Origin of the sequence: Shinella curvata (assembly GCF_022899935.1) — a bacterium.
Lineage (GTDB): Bacteria > Pseudomonadota > Alphaproteobacteria > Rhizobiales > Rhizobiaceae > Shinella > Shinella curvata.
Genome location: NZ_JALJCJ010000003.1, coordinates 278,153 through 298,946 on the forward strand (window position 1 = coordinate 278,153; position 20,794 = coordinate 298,946).

Here is a 20,794-nt window from a genome sequence, read left to right on the forward strand (position 1 = left end):
GCGGCGCACAAGTTTGCGCGTGCAAGCGCAGCGGGACGGGTATATGCGCGGGCCATGGATTCCAAACGACTCGGCTATGGCTTCACCCTGCTTGCGATCCTGATCTTCAGCCTGCAGGACGCCATCTCAAAACATCTCGGCAGCGCCTATCCGCCTGTCTTCATCGCCATGCTGCGCTTCTGGGCCTTTGCTGCCTTCGCCGTGGCGATGGGTGCACGTGGTCCCGGCGGCCTGAAAGTCGTGGCGGCCACCAAGCGGCCGGCCCTGCAAATCCTGCGCGGCGTTCTTCTCGCCATCCAGATCGTTGTCACCATCACCGCCTTTACCACGGTGGGCCTTGCTCATTCGCAGGCGCTCCTGGCGTCGGGACCGATCTTCGTCGCGCTGCTTTCGATGCCGCTGCTCGGCGAACGCGTCGGCTGGCGGCGCTGGACGGCGATCGGCGTCGGCCTGTGCGGCGTGTTGATCATCCTCAATCCCGCCGGCAGCGACTTCGACCTCTCCGTGCTGCTGCCGCTCGCCTCCGCGTTGATGTTTGCGCTCTATGTGATCGCAACCCGCCTCGTCAGCCGGGAGGATACGTCCTCGACAAGCTTCTTCTATACCGGCGTGGCCGGTGCCGCGGCTATCTCGCTGGTCGGGCCTTTCTTCTGGACCAACCTGACCCCGGTCGACTGGCTCTGGATGGGGCTGCTCTGCATCACCGGCATGTCGAGCCATTATTTCCTGATCCGGGCCTACGACTTGCTCGACGCCGCCGCCGTCCAGCCACTGACCTATCTCCAGGTCGTGCTGGCGGCAATCATCGGCGTCAGCATCTTCGGCGAAACGCTGAACCTCAACATGGTCGTCGGCTCGGCCATCGTCGTCGGCGCCGGCATCTTCACCATCTGGCGCGAAAGCGTGGTCGCCCGACGGCGCGCCGCGGAACGTACAGGTATGACCGAAAAAGGAAAATAATCCTTTTTCCTTTACTCGACCAATCTCCTTCGATATGCTTCCGGTCAATCGGACCGGCAGAAGCCGGTCCGCCGCCTTGGCAGGGTTTCTCAAGCATGTTCTCGCACGACCGGATCTGGGCAGCGATCGACGCCCTTGCCGAGCGCAACCGGCTCTCGCCATCGGGCCTTGCGCGCCGCGCGGGGCTGGATCCGACGTCCTTCAACAAATCCAAACGCCAGGGGGCGGACGGCCGCCAGCGCTGGCCCTCGACGGAATCGATCGCCAAGGTGCTCGACGCGACGGGGGCCTCCATCGATGAGTTTCTCGCTAGCACGATCCGCGACGCGGCGCTGCCGCAGGGCGCCTTTCCGCCGCAGGCCGGAACAATTCCGCTTCTCGGCTTCGCACAGGCGGGCGCCGGCGGCTTCTTCGACGATGGCGGTTTTCCGGCAGGACAGGGCTGGGACGTGGTGGAATTTCCCGCCTCGCCCGATCGCAAGGCCGGCGTCTATGCGCTGGAAGTGCAGGGCGACAGCATGATGCCGCTCTACCGCGACGGCGACGTGCTGATCGTCGAGCCGGGCGCCCAGGTGCGCCGCGGCGACCGCGTCGTGGTCAAGACGCGCGAAGGCGAGGTCATGGCGAAGGTGCTGCATCGCCAGACACCGCGCACGATCGATCTCGTCTCGCTCAATCCCGAGCACCCAAACCGCAGCTTCGATATCGACGAAATCGACTGGATCGCCCGCATCATCTGGGCAAGCCAGTAAACGGCAACCGGTCAACCGCCGTAGAGATTGACCGGGAAGTAGCGGAGATAAATCTCCTGCAGGCGACCATTGCGTGACAGCGCCAGCAGCGCATGGTCGATGGCGGCCGCAAGGGCCGCATCCTCCTTGCGCAGCATGATCGTCAGCCCCTCGCCGAGAAACGGCTCCGACAGATAGGGACCGTCGAAGAGCCGGCAGCAACCCGCCGATTCCGTGCCGTTCGTCCAGAAGGCGAGCTGCATGCCGTCAGAAAAGACCGCATCCACCTTGCCGTCTCGCAGGGCGGCCAGCATCGTTGCACGATCCGCAAAATTTTCTCCCCGCAGACGCGGGAAAAAGGTCATCAGCATCGCCTCATGCGCGCTTCCCGTCACGACACCAACGCGTTTGCCGTCAAGCGCGGCCGCGGTCTCGCCGGGTGGCGGAGCCTTCCTCGTCACGGCGAAACGCGCCGGCAGGCGCATGAAGGGGCGTGAAAAGGCAAAGCGCTCTCGCAGTTCCGCCGTAACGGCAACACCCGCGGCAACGGCCTCGCCATTGCCGTCGACCAGAGCCTTTTCCAGCTCCGGAAAGGTCACCGCCTGGATCTGACATTTCTCCATCAGCGCGAGTTCCCGGCAGATTTCGCGCACCAGATCGACATGGAAGCCGGCGAGCTTGCTGGTCTGATCGATGAAATTGAAGGGCGGGAAATCCACCGTTGTCAGAAACCGCAAGCGAACGATACCCGACAGATCGGGCCTTGCGATGCGTTCGCGCGTGTCGAACAGGATCGGCAGATCGACCGACGGCTTTTCCTCGGCTTGCGCTGCCGGCGGGTTTGTTGTCCCCATCAACAGGCAGAGTGCGAAAAACCCATAGAACTTAAGGGATGAAATTGCTCTGTGCCACATTACAATCAACTTGGGGTTTAACGGGGGCGCAGCCGCTCACGCGGCAGCGATGGCTGCATGCGACTGGCAGAATATCCCGACGACATCGCTTTCGCCACCGCAATCGGCATTCGGCCGGCCGGCTCCGTCTGTCCCGGCGACGCGCCGCATGTCCCCCCGCGCCTGATGGCGGAAGCGCGGCTCTTCCGCCGGCTCGGACTATCGAAATCGCTTATTTCCGGCATGCTGGTGCGCGCCAGCAAGCATGGCACGACGCTGGAGGCAGAACTGCTGGCAAGCGGCGCCCTGCATGAGGACACCTATTACGAGGCGCTTGCCGAAATCCTGCATCTGCCCTTCCTTCCCCGACTGGATCCGGCGCAGGTGGCAGATCTGCCTGGTGCGGACAGCCAACTGGTGGAGCCGAGCGTCATCAGGATCCATCATCCAGCGCATCCGCCGATCACCGCGATCGTGCCGAGCGCCGACCGGATCGAAACCTTCACCGAGCGGCTGGATCTTTCCCCGATGCTGCGTACCATGCTGGCGGCGACCACGCCGTCGGCGTTGCGCACCGCCCTCTGGCAGGCCGGCCGCATGAGGCGCCTGCGCGAGACGATCGATCGCCTGTTCGGCGCCATGCCGGAAGCGAGCGCCCGCATCACCCTGTGGGGGCGGCAGGGTTTTTACACCGGCACGGTGCTCACCGCCCCTTTTGGCGCTTGCCCTCACAAAGCCCGACATCGCCTCGCTGCTCCTGCACATCGTGCTCAGCCTTCTCTTCCTCGCCTCTTTCCTCATTCGTTTCCTCGCCCTTTTTGCAAAGCGGCGGCACCGGCAAGGCCAGGCTCTCGGCATTCCACCGACCGGGCCGCGGCCGGTCTATTCGGTTTTCGTCGCGCTCTATCGTGAGGCGGCGGTGGTACCACAGCTTGTCGAAACGCTGGATCGGCTCGCCTGGCCCGCCGCCTGCCTCGACATCAAACTGATCTGCGAAGCGGACGACGAAGCGACGCTTTCGGCGCTCGCGGCTCTCCCGCTCGGCCGGCAATACGAGATCGTGGCGGTTCCACCGGGCCATCCGCGCACCAAGCCGAAGGCGCTCTCCTATGCGCTCGGCGCAGCGCGTGGCACCTATCTTGTCATCTATGATGCGGAGGACCGGGTCGATCCGCTGCAACTCGAGGAAGCCTGGCGGACCTTCGAGGCCGGGCCGGCCGACATCGCCTGCCTGCAGGCGCCGCTCGTCATCACCAATGCCCGCGAAAGCTGGCTGAGCGCGCTGTTCGCCTTCGAATATGCCGGGCTGTTCCGCGTGCTGCTGCCGCGCCTCGCCGCCGCCCGCCTGCCGATGCCGCTCGGTGGTACCTCGAACCATTTTCGCACGCGCGTGCTCCAGGAGGTCGGCGGCTGGGATCCGTACAATGTGACCGAGGATGCCGATCTCGGCATGCGGCTCTACCGGCTCGGCTATCGCTGCGGCACGATCGAACGGCCGACCTATGAGGAAGCGCCCACGACGACGTCGGCATGGCTCGGCCAGCGCACGCGCTGGTTCAAGGGCTGGCTGCAGACATGGTTGGTGCTGATGCGGCGCCCCTCACGGCTCGTGCGGGACATGGGCCTGTGGCCGTGCGTCGTCTTCCAGGTGCTGATCGGCGGCCTGATCCTCTCCTCGCTCGCGCATCCCTTGCTTATCGCCTATATCGGCATGCTTTCATGGCAGCTTTTCGGGCAATCCGCCCATATCGCAGGCCCCTTCGAGATCACGCTCATCGTCGTCGATGTCGTCAACATCTTCGGCAGCTACGCGATCTTCGTGGCGCTGGGCCGTGCCGGAATGACACCGGGCGAGCGGCATGCGTCCGGCCGGCGCTGGGCGCTGACGCCCTTCTACTGGCTGCTGATGTCGCTTGCCGCCTGGCGGGCGGTACGGGAACTGCGCAGTAATCCGTTCTTCTGGAACAAGACCGCACACCGCCCTGCGCAGACGCGATTGCGCCCCGAGGCGGCGGCAGGCGCCGGATAGAGCATACCGGCACCGGCTCGGATCAGCGCGTCTCCGTCCAGATTGCCACATCGACAGGCGCAAGATCCCGTCCGCCGACGAGGAACTCAGCCGTGGCCGACGCTGGCACGGATGCCGGTGCATTGCCGTAGTTGAAGGCGAAGCGCAGGTTGCCGCGCCGGGCGAGGCGGAGATCCCCGAGATCGGACAGGCTTTCGACGCCCGCCCAGCGGAGCGTATCGCCCATCAGCCTGCCCAGGAACTCGCCGCGCGGCAATGTACCGACATAACGTGTGTGGTCGTTGCCGATGATCGCAGCGCCTCCCTGGCGGTGTTCGCCTTCGAAGGTCGCCAGCACCGTCTCGTTCGTCCGGATGAGTTCGCGCCATCCCGTTACCGCGTGGCTGATATTGCCATAGAGCACGGCTTCGCTGTGATATTCGGGCAGGGATTCGACGCGTGTCACGCGGAAATCGATGAGATCGGCCAGCGGGCCGGGCGGCAGGTCGGCGGGAATGTGCATGTCGCGCGTCTTGCTGCCGCTGCGCGGGCCGAACAGCGCCTTCGCGCCGGAGGCCTTCAACCGGGCGATGAAATCCGCATCGGGAATGACGAGATCGGGCGCAACCACCAGCTTGTAGCCGGAGAGATCGGAATGCTGGCCGATGACATCGACATCCACGCCGAGGCGGGCAATGGCCGAATACCAGTCGAGCGCGATGGCCGACGCGGCATAGCCCTGGCCCTGCGGCAGGGCACGGGTGGCGAAGCGCGACTCGTAATCGAGCACGATGGCGACTTCGGCCTTTCCGCGCCGCTCACCCTGAGGCAGGCGCGCCATCTCCTCGGCCACCTGTGCGACTTCCAGATAGCCTTGATCGACCTCGCTGTTCGGTAGGAGCAGGCCGGCATGGAACTGTTCCTGCGCGAAGGGCGCTTGACGCCAGCGGAAATAGGAGACCATGTCGACGCCATGCGCATAGGCAAGCCAGGTCCACAGCCGCACCATGCCATCAGCAGGCGACTGGTTGTGCGCGGCCCAGTTCACCGGCCCCGGCTGCTGCTCCATCACCCAGACCCGGCCGCGGCCGACGGCGCGGTAGATGTCGTGGTTGAAGGCCGTCTGGTCGGGATCGCCGACACGCAGATAGCGCGCCTTCTCCTCGGCACTGAGCCGGCCATTGATCAGGCCGCCCATCGGATAGACATCCCAGGAGGCGATATCGATGTCCTCACCGACCTCGTAGTGGTCGAAATCGGTGTTCTGGTTCATGAAATTGTGCGTGACCGGACGCCCCGGCGAATGCCGGCGGATGATATCCACCTGCGCCTTGTTGAAGCTCTTCACCTGATCCGACGAAAAACGATAGTAATCGACGAGATGGGTCGGCGTCGGCTCCTCGACGAGATTGTTGGGCAGGTCCACCTCATCGAAGCTGTTGTAGTGCATGCTCCAGAACTGCGTGCCCCAAGCGTGGTTCATCCCCTCGATCGTGCCATAGCGGGCGGCCAGCCATTCGCGGAACGCCAGCTTCGCTTCGTCCGAGTAGCTGTGGATCGTGTCGTGATCGCCGTATTCGTTGTCCGTCTGCCAGGCGTGCACGAAGGGATTGTCGCCATAGCGGCGCACCATGGCCTCGGTGATGCGGGCGGCCTCCACCCGGTAGCGGCGGCTGGAGAAACAATAGTGCCGGCGCGCGCCGAATTTGCGGACCACGCCACGCGCATCGACGGGCAGAATATCCGGGTAGCGGTCGACCAGCCATTTCGGCGGCGCGGCGGTCGGCGTTCCCAGGATGACCTTGAGGCCGGCGCAGCCGAGCACCTCGATCGCCTCGTCCATCCATTCCCACTGGAAAGTGCCGGGCTGCGGCTCGATATGCGACCAGGCGAATTCGCCGATGCGGACCCAGGCGAGGCCGAGTTCCACCATGCGGCGGGCGTCCTCGTCCCATTTTTCGCGCGGCCACTGTTCCGGGTAATAGCAGACGCCGAGCTCCAGCATGCCGGCATCCTCGCGGGCGGCGTCGAAGCGGTTCTGTCTGGTCAGCGGCTTATGCACGTGCAGTATCCTTGTCATCCACGGCACCTGGGGCGCCGCCATCGTTACGATCGCGATTGTCTATCGCTTCAACTGTTCCTGTTGCGGCTCGTGTTCACCACGCCACCGTCCGGCCGTCATAGGCGCGAAAGCCGCCGCTCTCAGCCATCGTCGTGCCGTCGACCAGCGCCTTCAGCCCCGCCGCGCTGGTGCCAACGTCGATCGCCGCCTCATCGCCGCCCATATCGGTGCGCACCCATCCGGGATGCAGCGAGATGACGGCGATACCGTCCCGGGCAAAATCCTGGGCGAGCTTGACCGTCGCCATGTTGAGGGCCGCCTTGGAGCAGCGATAGGCATAGTCGCCGTCGTCATCGTCGAGCGTACCTTCGGCCAGCGAGCCGGCGCGGCTGCTGATATTGACCAGCACCTTGCGCTTGCCGGCCGCAAGGTTCGGCCGAAGTGCGCGGGCAATCAGCAGCGGCGCCAATGCATTGATGCGCATGACCTCCAGGAACCCCTCCCCCTCCAGAGAGGAAAGACCGCCGGTATCGCCCCGGATCGCGGCATTGTTGATGACGATATCGATCGGCTGACCGGCGAGCGTCTCGCCAAGTGCCGCGATGGAACTGGCATCCGAGACATCGAGCGGCAAGGCATCGCCGACCGCATGCCGCATGCAGCGGATGACGCGCCAGCCAGCCGCCGCATAGAGGTCCGCAAGCGTGCGGCCGAGGCCGCGCCCGGCACCGGTGATCAGCACCGTGCCAGCGTGGTTATCACCGGTGTTTGACGTCATATTTCTTCTCGATCAGGCTGACGAGGCTTGCGGCCGCCAGCGTCAGCAGGATGTAGAGGATCGCCGCCGAGTTATAAGGCGCGAACGGCAGGAAGCTCGCCGACTGGAACTCGCGCATGCGCTGCGTGATGTCTCGGATCGACAGGACCGACAGGAGCGACGTGTCCTTCAGGATGGCGATCAGCTCGTTGCCGAGCGGCGGAATGACGATGCGGAAGGCTTGCGGCAGGATGACGAGCCGCGCTGTCTGCCAGCGGTTGAGCCCGAGGCTTCCCGCCGCCTCGATCTGGCCGGCCGGAATGGCATTGATGCCCGAGCGGAAGATTTCCGCGAGATAGGCGGAGTAGGCGATCGCCATGGCGACGATGCCGCGCACGAGGTTCGGCGGGTCGAAGACGCCAGCCGTCGCGTCCTTCAGGGCGCCTGACAGCGGCAGGCCGACATAGAGCACGATGACAAGCATGGGGATGCCGCGGATCGTATCGACGATGAATTCCGAGCCGATCGACAGCGGATGACGGCCATGCAGGAAACCGCCGAGCGTCAAAAGGCCAAGCGCGATGGCGACGACGGCGAAGGTGATGCCGGCAGCGCGGTCGCGGTCGTTCAGCGCCTCGACCTGCCAGAGGCGCGGCCAATCGGCGGGAACCTCGGCGGCCGGCAGCAGCGCGCCGCTGACGTCTTCCTTCTTCGCGACAGTCTCGATTGCCTGTTCCGGCGTGACGAAGGTACGCACCGGCGTTTCCGTCGTCGGACCGCCCTCGTACTGACCGAAGCGCACCGCGCTGATCAGGCCGGCCGGCGTGTTGGTGACGATGCCGATCTTGCCGCCCAGCGTGCCGGCCAGCACATAGTTGTCGCGCGGCTGCAGCAGGAACCAGGTCGAAAGCGCGGCAAACAGCGCAGTCATGCCGATGAACAGCACAAGGCTCTGGCGCGAATAGCGCAGTTTCAGCAGTCCGACCCAGACCAGGCCGAGAATGGCCGCGAGAATATAGGCGGCGATCGCCGCGCGGATGGTCGTGGCGAGCCCCGAGGCGAAGGCGAGATGGGCAAAGAGGAAGACGAAGACGAGGCCTGCACCATTGACGGCACCGAGGATCCAAGCACCAGCTCGACCTGCCGGACTTTCCGATCGCGCCGGCGCCCGGCTGCCGGCAAAGGTGAGGCCGAGACCGGCGAGCAGCAGCACGGCATAGGCTGGCCAGAGCCAGGCTTCCACGCCGCGCACCATGAGGTCGGCCGCCTCCGTCAGCTGGCGCGGCGTCGCACCCTTGATGACGAGATCGGACTTGAAGGAATCGACGCCGTTCGCCACCACCGACGCGATGAAGGGATGAACGAGATCGCCAGCCAGGATCGCCGCCGTCGCCAGCAAGCCGACAAGCCCCGTCGCCAGCGTCAGCCGCGGCCGGGCCACCTTGAGGCGCGAGAGGACGAGCACGGCGAAACCGGCGGAAAAGGCGACGGCCAGAAGCAGAAAGCCCGGCACGAAGATACCAGAGCCCGGTTCGATGCCGAGGATGGCGCGCAGCGAGCGCTGGTAATCCGGCGAGGAGGCGAAGAGATAGACAATGAAGGGCAGCGCGGCCAGGATGACCAGGTTGCTGGGTCTCACGCTTCTGACGAACGACATTGCGGCCTCCGGCGCAAGGGCGTCCCGCCGCACGGCGCCGATGCCCTCTCAACTGCTTTTCAGCTCCGAAGCGGACTCCGCCGGAACCATCTGAACATGAAAAAACCGCCGGAAACGCCCGCACAGCGCCTCCGGCGAAGAGACCTTACTTGAGGCCCCAATATTTGGCGACGAGCTTGTCGAGCGTGCCGTCGTCCTTGATCGCCTTCAGGCCTTCGTTGAAGGCGGCGACATTCTCGTCGCCCTTGCGGAAGACGAGGCCGAGCGGATCGGATTCGAGATCCTTGATCGAGGCGACGAGCTCGCCGGCGAATTCGCGCTCATAGGCGGCGGCATTGGCGCCGTTGATCACGACGCCATCGACATCCTTGTTCTTGAGCGCGATGATGGCGGCGCTGAAGCTGTCATAGGCCGCGACGTTTTCCTTGCCGACGACACCTTCGGCGACCTGCGCATCCGTCGTATTGGCCTGAGCGGAAAGCTTGCGGCCCTCGGCCTTGAACTTTTCCAGCGTGATGCCCTGATCCTCGGCGCGCGTCAGCACGGCCTGGCTGTTGACGATATAGGGGTCGGAGAAATCCATCGCCTTCTTGCGCTCTTCAGTGATCGAGACGCCGGAGGCGACGAGATCGAAATTGCCCTGATCAAGGGCGGCGAAGATGCCGTCCCAGCCCGTCGTCACGAATTCAGCCTGGCAATTGATCTTGGCGCAGATGGCATTGACCACATCGACATCGAAGCCGACGATCTGCCCGCTTGCCGGATCCACGCTCTCCATCGGCGGTGATGTCGTATCGGACCCCACCTTCAGGAGCTTGCCGCCGAGATCGGCCGCATGAACGCCACCGGCTGCGAAGGCAACCAGCACCAGTGTTGCAACAAATTTCTTCATCTTTTCCTCCTCAATCATCGGCCATCCGTTTTTCCGGCGCTCGACAAGCCTTCATGCGGGCATACAGACGACGCCCTTCTCATCCTGCAACAACCGTAACAACGAATAAAAACGTTTTCAAGAAAAAATATAAACGTTTTTATTTGATTGACACAACACCCTCCGACGCATGCCGGAAGGACAAAAACATCGAGTTCCCTAAACAGCCCGCTGCCGAAAGCCATGGCGAGCCCACGGTCGAACGGTAAACCTTGTGGAAGCGAACCGCATGGCGCCGACGGCTCGGCAAAATCACGGGACAGACTTGCGATTGCAAACGGTGACAGCCTATAGGAAGCCGTCACGGGAGACGTTTGATGAATGCTTTTCAAAACTGGAGCACCACGCGCGGAGTTTCGCTCCTGAGCGGCATCACACCCGCTCAATATGGGAAGACCGTGCAGGACGCGACGATCCCCAAGCACCTTATTGCCGCGCCTCCGGTTGAGGTTGCCTTGAAGACCTGGAACGGCGACCTGACGCGGCGCCGGATCAATGTGCGCGCCGACGGCGTGACCCTCGAGTGTTTCGGCAGCCCGTCCGACAAGAAGAAGCTGTTCGTCTTCCTCAGTGCGGCCGGCCGCAAGGATGCGAAAACGAAATTTCACAGGGTGAGCTGGCATCCCTGGTTCGAAGGCGTCTGCCTGAACTTTGAAGATCCGACATACAAGGCCCTTGCCGGCAAGGTCTCGACAGGATGGTTCTTCGGCACGAAGGACAAACATGCGCTCCCGGTCGTCGCCGACATCATCCGGAAAGTTCAGGATCACTACGGCATCGCAAATGAAGATATCTGCATCGTGGGGAGCTCCGCCGGTGGCTTTGCAGCCCTGTGGCTGGCCAATGCCCTTGTCGGCGCCACGGCCATTGCGGGCAACCCGCAATTCTATGCCTTGTTATGGCCGTCCGCCAAACGATACCTGACAGCGGGCATCGACCTTACCTCGCCGGATTATGCAGACCGGGTCAATCTGGACCATCTGGAGCTGAACGGCCGCTCGCGCTACCTCGTTATCGTCAATGCGAAGTCCAAGGCCGACTACCAGACGCAACTGCCGCCGTTCCGCGAACGGATGCAACTGGGAGGCCTCAAATACGGGCTGAACAAACGGGGAAATCTCTATCTCTACTGCCGCAGCATCGAGAACAAGGGCTCTATCACGCCGCACAACTCCCTGGAGGACGCCAAGGAGCTTCGTACATTCGTCGACATCATGAATTCGGACCTGCCGCTTGCGACCATGGCCTCGATGCTGAACATGGTGCATGAGATGCAATACAGCCGATACGCCCTGGCAGACAAAATGTTCTTCACAAGGCTGTGGGCCGGGTTCCTGAGCAGGCAGAACCTGCCTATCGTCATGCCTGCCGGCCCTATCGAAACCAACACGGCCCGCCTTCCCCTGAAGGGGTTTCGCGGACGTGTGTTTTACGAGCTCACCTGGGCCCCGAAGGGAAAGATCGCGCACATCGCCCTGAAGGCGGAACCACGCAAAAAGCATCTCGTCACGACGTTTGAAGCCATGGCAAAGGCAAAACTCGGGACCTATTCCAGGCAGGATGGCTTACACGTCCTCACCATGGGAAAATTCCCGAAGAAACTGGTGCGGAAGGCATTCGCAAAGGCGGTTAAGGAAACAGCGTCTTTCCTGATCAGCAAGCCCAGCATCGAACAAGCGGCGCCCCCAAAGCGCTCCCAAGGTACTTCAGCGACCATCCTTCACAAAATCACTCAATTCTTAACTTCGGCGCACCGCTGAAACGGAGCTGGAGCGGGTAGCGGGAATCGAACCCGCGCGTTCAGCTTGGGAAGCTGACAGGCTACCATTACATCATACCCGCAGGGCAACGCCGAAGCCGCAGTCATTCAACAGTTCGCAGGGTGTGTCAAGCGGACGGGCTTGCGGGAACTCCGGGTTTTCCGAAATCTGCATCTCGCCACTGTGCCACCACATAGCTCGTGCTAGTGTACAAATTATATGACATTTCTCACGGTGGCCATTCTTCAGCATCATGATGACATTCAAGACCTCCACCGGCTTCGTCTCCGTTGATAACTGGGGCTACGAATTGCAGGGGCTGAACGGCGCGGCGCTTGATCCGAGCCTGCTTGCCTCCGCGACGCATGATCTGCTCGTAATCGACGCATCTAGGGATGGAACGGATGCCGGACGGTTTTCGACTGGCGAAATCACGCGGATGAAGGATGGCATGGGCGGGCGGTCCGTCGTTGTGTCCTATGTCTCGATCGGGGAAGCCTCCGATTTCCGCGACTACTGGCATTCCAACTGGACGACGACGGGGATCGCCACCGGCAAGCTCACCAGCGCGGCACCGGACTGGCTGGGTCCGGTCAATCCGGACTGGCCGGAGAGCCGCAAGGTTCGCTATTGGGACAGCGACTGGCAGAAGATCATCTTCAACACGAAGAAGACCGGCGAGATCGATGCCATCGTCAAGGCAGGCTTCGATGCCGCTTATCTCGACATCGTCGACGGCTACTATTTCTGGGGCGCCGAGGCTTCGGCCAAGGATCGTGAAAAGGGCGACCCAGCCAATGTGAAGCAGGCGGCTCAGCGCATGGTCGACTTCATCGTCAAGCTGACTGACCATGCGCGGGAAACCAATCCGGATTTCGTCGTCATTCCGCAGAATGGTGCCTGGATCCTCAACGATCTCGGCTCGGACACTGCCCGCAAGAAAGCGTATCTCGATGTGATCGGCGGCATTGCCGTGGAAGACCTCTACTATCGCGGTGATGCAGACGAGAACAATCCGCTCGCGCCTGACAAGGAGACCATCGCGATCCTGAAACGCGATTTTCTCGACAAGGGCAAACCGGTCTTCGTCGTCGACTATATCAACGGCAGCAAGCGAGTAGCCGACTTCAACAAAATGGTGCTGAAGGACGGCTTCATTCCCTTCGCCGCACCGGACCGGGATCTCGACCGGCTCGTGGGCACGCATGATGGCGATGCCGCCTATATCAAGCCGACGGAAAAGACGGATGTGCTGCGCGGGTCAAAGCTCGCCGATACGATCAACGGCCTTGGCGGCAATGACACGATCGCCGGTCGCGAAGGCAACGACAAGCTGTATGGAGGCAGTGGCGCAGATGGTCTCTATGGAGGCAGCGGCAAAGACACCTTTGTGTTCAAATCAAAGACCGATTTAACCACCTCGAAAACAGCAACCGATACGATCTTCGATTTCTCTCAATCCCAGAAGGACATTATCGACCTGTCTGCGATCGACGCCAACACGACGAAGAGCGGAAATCAAGCTTTCACGTTCATCAAGTCCGACGGATTCCATGGCAAAGCAGGCGAGCTTCGCTACGAGAAGAAGGCATCGGACACCTATGTCTACGGCGACACCGATGGAGATGGGAAGACAAACTTCGTCTTACACTTTGACGACGCTCTTACGCTGACAAAAGCCGATTTCCTGCTGTAAGGCTCCGCGTACGATCGCAAAAACGCGCTGTAGCGCTCGCCGCGCCGAAATCGCCGAGCGGGCTGCTCCCGAATGCAAGTTTATCGTATTTTGAGCGAGGTAAACCGAGATGTCGCCATGGGAGTCAGTCTGCCAATAGTGCGCAGTATCGGATCGGCAAGTTTTTGTGGCCGACCCGATACCTATTTCTTCGTTAAACAAAGGCCAAGATATCGTCACGGTCCATATAGGATTCGTCGGCGAACTTGATTTTCTCAATCCCCCAACCTTCCGCATTGTTTTAGAATTGCTCGTCGATCGTGATGACATACCCTGTCGCGGTGACCACGATCTTCAAATCCACGACGACGCGTGAGAGGCCGATATCCGAGGCATTGATGTCCTTGAAGAACAGAACATCCTCATTCTGACTGTCTAGGCTCAGGACCCTTTAATCAGAGCCAGAAGATGTCGGTTGCGGAGAGGAGGGCCATTGGGCACCTGTCGTAGCGTGTGGCAACCCGCCGCCAGTCCTTAGGCGCCCGAACATGATCTCGATCCGGTTGCGCCGTTTGTAGCGGCGCTTGTCGTATTTAACGGTCTTGTTGCGAAATTTCCGACCTGGAATGCAGGGGGTGATCCCGTTCGCCTGTAAAGCGTCACGAAACCAATCGGCATCATAGCCGCGGTCAGCGAGTAGCCATTTGGCCTTGGGAAGTTCATCATGCAAGGCGGCACCACCGGTGTAATCGCCACTCTGCCCCGCAAAACCCTTCGTCTTCATCTCACGCCAGAGTGCAGAAGCATTCCGTGCCCCTTCCTCCTAGTGGCTGTTGAGCCCCGGGCAGCCAGCTATCCAGAGAGCTGACTCGCGTTCTGAATATGTCGAGACACTCGCCCCTTAAAACGTCGCGACCGAGATTCCGGCTATGGCCGGTTTGCCGCACGATCTGTCGAATGGATGTTCCCTCCTTCGACAACTCCCGGACCGCCTCGTTCGTTTCTTGGCGGTGTAGATATCCCTCATACTGCAGCTTCGCAGCATATCTCAGAAGCTTGGGATCAACGACATTGCTGCCGACTGCCTGTCTAATCTGCCGCATCGACTTGCCCACGGCGTCGAGGAAGGCCCGACTGGAATTCTCCATCAGGTGCCACCGATCGGCGACCTGGCGGCATTGGGCAGCGCCTTCACTATGGCCTCGCCATAGCCACCACCCTGATCACGGGCGACAATAGATATCGACGGATGCTTGGCAAGCTATGATCGAGACGTATCCAGCGCACAATCCGGCAGCAGGGTAACGGGTCTGCGCCGTTCAAGATCACAAACAATCGTGTCGTAGGTTTACCCTCGCCTGAAGGCAAAGTCGTCGATGCCTATAACCTTCAGGTCTTCGTTCCGATCATCAGTACGGCGGCGAACCACCCGCAATAACGTGTCGTTGTTCACCGGCACCATAAGGCGATCGGCAAATGCTGCGACAGGTCTACCGCCAAGCGCCTGGCCAAGGTGGTGAACAATCGTCTCCAGCCGCTGGGTGCCTCGACCATAGCGAGCCAGCACGTTGTCACCAAACCGTTCGCAGAAGATATGCCGACCACACAGCACTGCTTCGCACCAGAACCGACGCGTCACGACTGTCAACTCTACCCGCCGGCTACCGAAAGGTAAGTCAGCAGGTCGACGCTCATATCGGCTTTGAAATCGTCGGCTTGATCGTCCGCAGTCTGGACAAGCCGCTGAGAGATTGCGCGATCGAGGCCGAACTTCAACGCATTCCCCAACGATCTTCACGGCTTCTACTGCAAAGCTGAACGACGCGACACTCGCACGCGGCAATCGACGGCCCATTTGCTTATCCTTCGGTGAATCAGCAAAAACCTCCGCCACGACAGCAGCAAATGTGAGTCAGAGCCAAGTCTCAATGCAAATCATGCGTGTGGGAAAATTCAGCGGCGTGAGGCAGAGGGCGAGGCTCTTTGTCATCCGCAAAACGATTCCACTTCGTATCCCGATCTTCCCGAAGGGGGCTGGCGGCGCACCGCCGCCAACATCTGGCTTTTCAGGCACTGCATCGATGACGCCGTGCAATATGCCAATTCCAAGATATCCTCAGCGTTGCTCCACCAGCAAACCGTTCTCGATCAAGGGCTTCGCAAGCTTGACGACATCCCAGATCGGGACACCGATAATATCTGCAATTTCAAGCAGCGACCGCTCACCATCGCAATATGATATGAGATTCATCATACCTCGAACGGCGTCGGCGCTCCCACGGGCACTCACTGTTGGATAAAGTCCGCGGCGCCCGAGCTGGGGTTCGCCGAACACGGCAACCTTGAATCTAGCGTTATGCTCGACTGCCTCGATCGCCTTCTTCAATGCTTCAAAACCGCCGGCCAACCCTGTCGGCGTCACCAGTGTAAGGTCGTCCAAAGAAGTATGATATTCGGGATAAGCGCCATATTTGCTGCGCGTGATTGTTGCCATCGGCAAATCAACGCCTGGCGCGCAGTATTGACGCTCGTCACTTCCTCGATCAAGCCAGGTGTACCGCGCGAAATCAGGGGAAATATGCTTAAGAACATGCAAAGCAGCCTTATCCGACAACGTATTTCCATTGCGGGAGGGCAAATACGAATATGCACGGTCATCACCGATGCAGGAAATATTAAATCCCGCGATAACATGCGACTTAAGATGGGAAATATTCCTGCTGAGATATACAATTGAACCGATCGTCTCTGGAATAAAGACAAATCGATAAGTGTATTTTTTACGCTCCAGGGATGAAGCCCACAACGCCAGCGCCGTCGCAACGACCGGCCCTGAAAGCTCATTGTTCGCCATGGACGGATGGCAGACATAGGTCGATATGAAAATCTCTTCTTTCGTCTCGCCCGGAATGATCAACTCGCCGTAGTTCAAAACGCCGGGTTTCAGATCCGCATCAACGACGACGTGATACTTCCCCGGCTTCAGCGATACGCGTTGCTCGTGCGGAAGGCAAAAGCCCCACCGACGCGAGTAATAAGACGTCACATATGGGATAGCGGTCGGCTGGTCGGGAAGGGAGTAGAGATGTTTGTCGAGCTCTTCGAGATCCACCCATATATCGACGGGCTCCGAATAGCCGACAATATGGAGGTTGTGCGACCGGAAATCGACGATTCGGGCACCACTTTCATCAGCGATATAAGCGTCTCGGATGGTCCACTCATCGGGCACCACCCAATCGAAGGCCGGCGTCCCAGAAGCCACCTCGTGCACCGTTAAATCGGGGAGCAAAACCTTCAGATGGGCCAGCGTCTCGCGAACCCCGGGGCCGGTAAGGCTGCGGCAGATGGGAAAAAGCTGCCTTGCCAGTTCGTGGCAGAAACCACCCACGTCAGCGAGATGGAAATCACGGATTTTGGATGTCATACAACAAGCCCTTTGCGCGACCGCTGGTAATAACCTCCGCGGTCATATCATACATTGCCGACGCCGAGATGGTTCGCAATCCCGCGCCTTGCTTAGGCCTTTCACCACGATAAAGGCCCCGCTCCCACAGGAGCTCTCCCATTGGATCCACATGCGTCAAAACGCCGTTTTCGACATCGCGCACAAAAAGTTCGAAGGTACGTGGGCCGGCATGCCCATCCTCGCCTAGGTAAGCAGCGGTAAACGACTTACGGTAGCGGTAGGGAACACTCAGGCTCTCCTCGACATAGTGATAGAAGGTCTGACTGTTCTGGTCCGGCAAATCAAGCACGGCTATCTTGCCGTCCAGTCCATGCAGCTTGCCAAAGGGCGAATCCGCACCATAGCCGCTGAGATTGACTAGCCCTCGAAAATCCTCGGCCCTGCGCCCGAGTATAGCAAACGAGTAAATCGGATGCCCAGTCCGCACGGCGCCCTCACGCAAACGTCCGACTTCCGTCAACGCGCCCATTTGGCTTGGCGTCGAACGAATATCAAACGGTACGCCCTTGGTGAAATCAAAATTGAACAGCGGGAGGAGCAACGTCCCGTCGTCACCGATGGCCGCGAGGAAGCTGTCGAGGATTAGGGCGGGGTCGGGATTTTCAAAACCAAACTCTCGCATACGCCGCAACGTCCGGGAGATACCGCTATGAAGCAACAGAACATCTCCGGCTTCAACACCCGCCTTCCGCCACTCGGCTGCGAGGCGCTCGACTGTTTCTCGTGGATGCATCAGACCAGCCATCCTTTTTTCATGAATTCCGGCAGAGGTTCCCGTGGCTTCTCTTCCATGATGCGATCACAAATTCTCTCGATACTGGGATCGCCGAACTTGCGCCAGTTTTCGACGTCTTCATCGAACCATTGGAAATAGCGCTTGAGCCCAATATTTGTTGCAGGCCGCGCCGTGTAGCGGTGCGGTATCGACATTTCTTCTGACGCCATATAGGCCATCAGAGCCTGACACCTCAGACCGACGTCGGGTTCCAAGGCAACGGCGCCAGGAGTTCGCAGCAGGAATTCATATTCTTCCCGATCAATTGGCGTCCTTATACCGACTGGATAATCGATCGGCGCGAACCAACCGCCGGCGAGGGCTGGAATACCCAACATGCCGAACTCCATGCAAGCCGTGCCATTCCACAGCAGCCCGAGATCAATGAGTTCCTTCATGTCCTTGAGATTAAACCATTGGTGGCCAAGAATGATCACGTTCGAGGGAAGCGGCCCCTGAATCATATCGGCGAACTCTTCTGTCACAAACCGTCCGATTTCCCCGCGCCGTTCATGCGGATGAGGTTTTATCAGAAGCATTGTCCGAGGGTCGCTGCCGACGACGGAAACGGTGTGGTTCAGCCAATCCCTGATGTCCTTGTGTGCGGGACCGCCATCCACGGGAACGGCGAGGTCGGCCGGCACTTTCCCCAACAGACCGATTACATGGATTCCCGCCTCACGTGCCGCCTCGACCCGGGTGAGGACGCTGTCACGCTCAACATCGTCGGTCTGCCGTCGAACGCGATCGTGGGTCATCGCCTTGTCGGCCAGGCTCTTCCACTCTTCTTTCCTGTGTTGATTGCTGTCGAGCCACGCCAGAAACTCCGACTCTACCGCCAGGAATGGCGCTCGCAATGTGGGAGTGGCGGTAATGTTTTTTACCGACAGGCTGGTTGAAACGAAAGTCGACAAGTTTGAATAATAGTTTTCATAAGAGTTATTTATATAAACAGCCTCTACATTCTTGATATTTTTGAGCAAGCAGAACTGCCGAAAAATAGGCATTGTTGCAACGTGCCCATCTGTCACGATGAACCTGATCGGAACATCTACCCTACGGAATACGTCTTCCATGTCCTCCAATCCACGGATGAGGTGGCTGGCATGATTAATGTATCTTTCCATTCGACGAAGAACCGAAGGATTGGAAAAATCGAACGTATTTCTTCTATCCTGGGTTTGAAGCGTTTCTACAAAGCCCTGGAAGACATTCAAACCTTCATAAGACATTATTCCTTGTTCAGGTCGAAGGTCCCATTTTTCCAGCCCTTGGCCTTCGCCTTTATTCCACCGACGGTAGAACCTCTTGAATTTTGTAAAGGCACCGGCGAACTGATCAATTTCCGGCCGCCCCGTCCGGTCTGACGGCATGACCCCGTCTATTAGCGATACAATGGCTACGTTTCGCTTTCGCAGTTGCGCAAAAGCGAAAAGCGGGAGATTGCGGAGCCTCCAACGTGATACGGCAAAGGTAAAGACGACGCCTGCCAGATTTTGGGCATCGATCGTCGTTTCGGCGCAAATTTGCTCGTATTTCTGAACGAAGAGGACCTCCTCGAGTTCCTCTCGAATAGACAACAAGGATGCGATGTTCGACGATTGCAAGTCATGAGCGCGCTTGAAAACGCGATCCATAATTTCCTCGATAATCGCGACGGAGAGCGATAAATCGCCCAGCCTTCTGGCATACTGATACCGCAACCTCAATACATCGATGGTCGGGCTAACATCATCCTCAAAAAACCGAAGACCGGTTTCAACAAGCCTGTATTCCCCGAACACCAAACCGGCCTTGATCGAGAAAATAGCCCTTTCCTTATCAAGTTCCGGGAAGCCATCGATTTTTTCAACAATATAGTCCCGGCGCTCACTGGTAGGCAGCCCGTTCAGCAGTTCCCGAATGATACGGTTTTCCTCATCTCTCTCATTCGCGCCATACGAGAAGTCACCCGTATCACTCTCGTTGCCCTCCGGTAGGAGCAGTTCTTGTGGTTCCTTTGAAAGGTCCAGCGCTTCACCTTCGGCAGCCGCGACTTCCTGTGCAGCAAGGCGATCTTGAACACTTTGGTCAACACGCACATACAATTCTTTCAGCCGCCCGGTGTTCTTCAGGAGAAACTTGGGAGAGCCTGACGCGCCTTGCAGAACGTACGACTGAAGAGCAGCATCTTCGGGAGACAGCCGAGCGGTCTCATCCAACATGTCATGAATGAGTTCCTCATCTCCGCATTTCATCGCTATGCCGACGGCCGCCTTGAAAAGGCTCCGGACCTGCACTGGATAAAGATCGAAAGCGGCTGCACGCACATCCCTCATCAAAGGAAGGATTTTCCGAAGCAATTCGGGCGCGTCGGTAAGGGCGGCGCGCCGAAAGGCTTCGTCCAGGCAGGGCGAAAGCAACGAAAGGTATAGCAGAACCCGCTTGAGACCGCTTTCAGCCGAATAGGCATCCTGAGAAATGATCTCGAATTCCCGCTCGATCGCTATCCTGATAAGATCGAGCGCCTCTCCTTCCCTCTCCTGTTCCACGAGGGCGAGGACAGCGTAGGTCAGCGTCAACTTCAAATTGGGATTCCGGCGCAACGCCTCCAAGGCCGGCCCCAGAGGAGACGTATCACTGGGCAATGTCTGGAACAGATATTTGAATGCGTTCGCTGCCACGCTACGTCCCAATCGCTCGCTACGGCATTCCAGTTCGAACAATGCGAGGGCAGCCCCCGCTGCCCCCCTGTCGGAATTTGCAGCGGCCAGCGAGTATTTCTGTAAACGTCGCGTTGTTGCCTCTCTGAGGACGTCGCCCAAACTCGCGTCACGGCTATCCAGTCCACTTCGATACCGGATCTCCTCCTCCAGCAACCGGCCATCGGCATTCTGCGGATCGAGGGACAGGCCTTGGGCGACCAGAATGCCGGCCGTACCGGTGTCACCGGCATTGGCATTGCGTTCTGCAACGGCAAACACCGCAGCAGCGCCTTCCGCCGACTTGGGAAGCAGCGGCAGAAGAGCCGCGACACCATCGTTTTCCCCTACGGCAATCACCGAACCAAGGACCGACGCCACCTGATTGGGACGAGGCTTCGTGGCCGGATTGGACGCGAAGGACGAAATGCACTC

At 59.9% G+C, this 20,794-nt stretch carries 15 protein-coding genes, 1 tRNA gene and 1 pseudogene; 6 read left to right on the top strand and 11 right to left on the bottom strand.

The window, feature by feature from the left end; all coding sequences use genetic code 11:
* The first annotated feature begins 54 nt into the window (after positions 1-54).
* Together MUU55_RS12880 and MUU55_RS12885 are read left to right on the top strand one after the other, a co-directional pair.
* Positions 55-960: a DMT family transporter gene (locus MUU55_RS12880; RefSeq protein ID WP_244761154.1), complete on the top strand. Its 906-nt coding sequence runs from the start codon at positions 55-57 to the stop codon at positions 958-960.
* A gap of 95 nt (positions 961-1,055) precedes the next feature.
* Entirely contained in the window at positions 1,056-1,712 is a 657-nt protein-coding gene (locus MUU55_RS12885) for a S24 family peptidase (protein WP_244761155.1), read from the top strand.
* 11 nt (positions 1,713-1,723) lie between these two features.
* Here MUU55_RS12885 and MUU55_RS12890 read toward each other — a convergent pair whose 3' ends face one another.
* On the bottom strand, positions 1,724-2,605 hold the full coding sequence (locus MUU55_RS12890; protein WP_425314170.1) for a transporter substrate-binding domain-containing protein: 882 nt from the start codon (positions 2,603-2,605) through the stop codon (positions 1,724-1,726).
* A gap of 165 nt (positions 2,606-2,770) precedes the next feature.
* On the opposite strand from MUU55_RS12890, the gene MUU55_RS12895 reads away from it, so the two are divergent.
* Together MUU55_RS12895 and MUU55_RS12900 are read left to right on the top strand one after the other, a co-directional pair.
* Positions 2,771-3,496 (top strand): hypothetical protein, encoded by a 726-nt coding sequence (locus MUU55_RS12895; protein WP_244761157.1) that lies wholly within the window; start codon positions 2,771-2,773, stop codon positions 3,494-3,496.
* Between the two features lie 7 nt (positions 3,497-3,503).
* On the top strand, positions 3,504-4,613 hold the full coding sequence (locus tag MUU55_RS12900; RefSeq protein WP_244761158.1) for a glycosyltransferase family 2 protein: 1,110 nt from the start codon (positions 3,504-3,506) through the stop codon (positions 4,611-4,613).
* A gap of 22 nt (positions 4,614-4,635) precedes the next feature.
* Here the strand turns inward: MUU55_RS12900 and MUU55_RS12905 are convergent, their stop codons facing one another.
* From MUU55_RS12905 to MUU55_RS12920, 4 genes are all read right to left on the bottom strand, one after another.
* Entirely contained in the window at positions 4,636-6,654 is a 2,019-nt protein-coding gene (locus tag MUU55_RS12905) for a beta-galactosidase (RefSeq protein ID WP_425314171.1), read from the bottom strand.
* A gap of 94 nt (positions 6,655-6,748) precedes the next feature.
* Entirely contained in the window at positions 6,749-7,396 is a 648-nt protein-coding gene (locus tag MUU55_RS12910) for an SDR family oxidoreductase (RefSeq protein ID WP_342346055.1), read from the bottom strand.
* A 16-nt stretch (positions 7,397-7,412) separates the two neighbouring features.
* Positions 7,413-9,068 (bottom strand): amino acid ABC transporter permease, encoded by a 1,656-nt coding sequence (locus MUU55_RS12915; protein ID WP_244761160.1) that lies wholly within the window; start codon positions 9,066-9,068, stop codon positions 7,413-7,415.
* Between the two features lie 145 nt (positions 9,069-9,213).
* Positions 9,214-9,960, bottom strand: a complete 747-nt coding sequence (locus MUU55_RS12920) for a transporter substrate-binding domain-containing protein (RefSeq protein WP_244761161.1) — start codon at positions 9,958-9,960, stop codon at positions 9,214-9,216.
* Positions 9,961-10,316: 356 nt separating this feature from the next.
* Between MUU55_RS12920 and MUU55_RS12925 the strand changes: the two genes are divergently transcribed.
* Positions 10,317-11,759, top strand: coding sequence for an alpha/beta hydrolase family protein (locus tag MUU55_RS12925; RefSeq protein ID WP_244761162.1), 1,443 nt, complete (start codon positions 10,317-10,319; stop codon positions 11,757-11,759).
* Positions 11,760-11,767: 8 nt separating this feature from the next.
* Here the strand turns inward: MUU55_RS12925 and MUU55_RS12930 are convergent.
* Positions 11,768-11,841: transfer RNA gene (locus tag MUU55_RS12930), tRNA-Gly, on the bottom strand.
* Between the two features lie 171 nt (positions 11,842-12,012).
* Here MUU55_RS12930 and MUU55_RS29105 point away from each other — a divergent pair.
* Complete coding sequence (locus MUU55_RS29105) at positions 12,013-13,455, top strand: MJ1477/TM1410 family putative glycoside hydrolase (RefSeq protein WP_280518940.1); 1,443 nt, start codon at positions 12,013-12,015, stop codon at positions 13,453-13,455.
* Positions 13,456-13,889: 434 nt separating this feature from the next.
* Here the strand turns inward: MUU55_RS29105 and MUU55_RS12945 are convergent.
* From MUU55_RS12945 to MUU55_RS12970, 5 genes and pseudogenes are all read right to left on the bottom strand, one after another.
* Positions 13,890-14,200, bottom strand: a pseudogene (locus MUU55_RS12945) (transposase); the annotation flags it as partial.
* A gap of 582 nt (positions 14,201-14,782) precedes the next feature.
* Positions 14,783-15,289 carry a transposase family protein gene (locus MUU55_RS29110; protein ID WP_280518941.1) on the bottom strand — a complete coding sequence of 169 codons (507 nt, stop codon included), beginning with the start codon at positions 15,287-15,289 and terminating at the stop codon, positions 14,783-14,785.
* Positions 15,290-15,550: 261 nt separating this feature from the next.
* Complete coding sequence (locus MUU55_RS12960) at positions 15,551-16,861, bottom strand: DUF4910 domain-containing protein (protein WP_244761163.1); 1,311 nt, start codon at positions 16,859-16,861, stop codon at positions 15,551-15,553.
* Positions 16,842-17,648, bottom strand: a complete 807-nt coding sequence (locus MUU55_RS12965) for an AAC(3) family N-acetyltransferase (RefSeq protein WP_244761164.1) — start codon at positions 17,646-17,648, stop codon at positions 16,842-16,844. Before MUU55_RS12965 ends, MUU55_RS12960 begins: the two co-directional genes overlap by 20 nt.
* Positions 17,636-20,794: hypothetical protein (locus MUU55_RS12970; RefSeq protein WP_244761165.1), on the bottom strand; the 3,159-nt coding region annotated here is incomplete at its 5' end. The genes MUU55_RS12970 and MUU55_RS12965, both read right to left, overlap by 13 nt.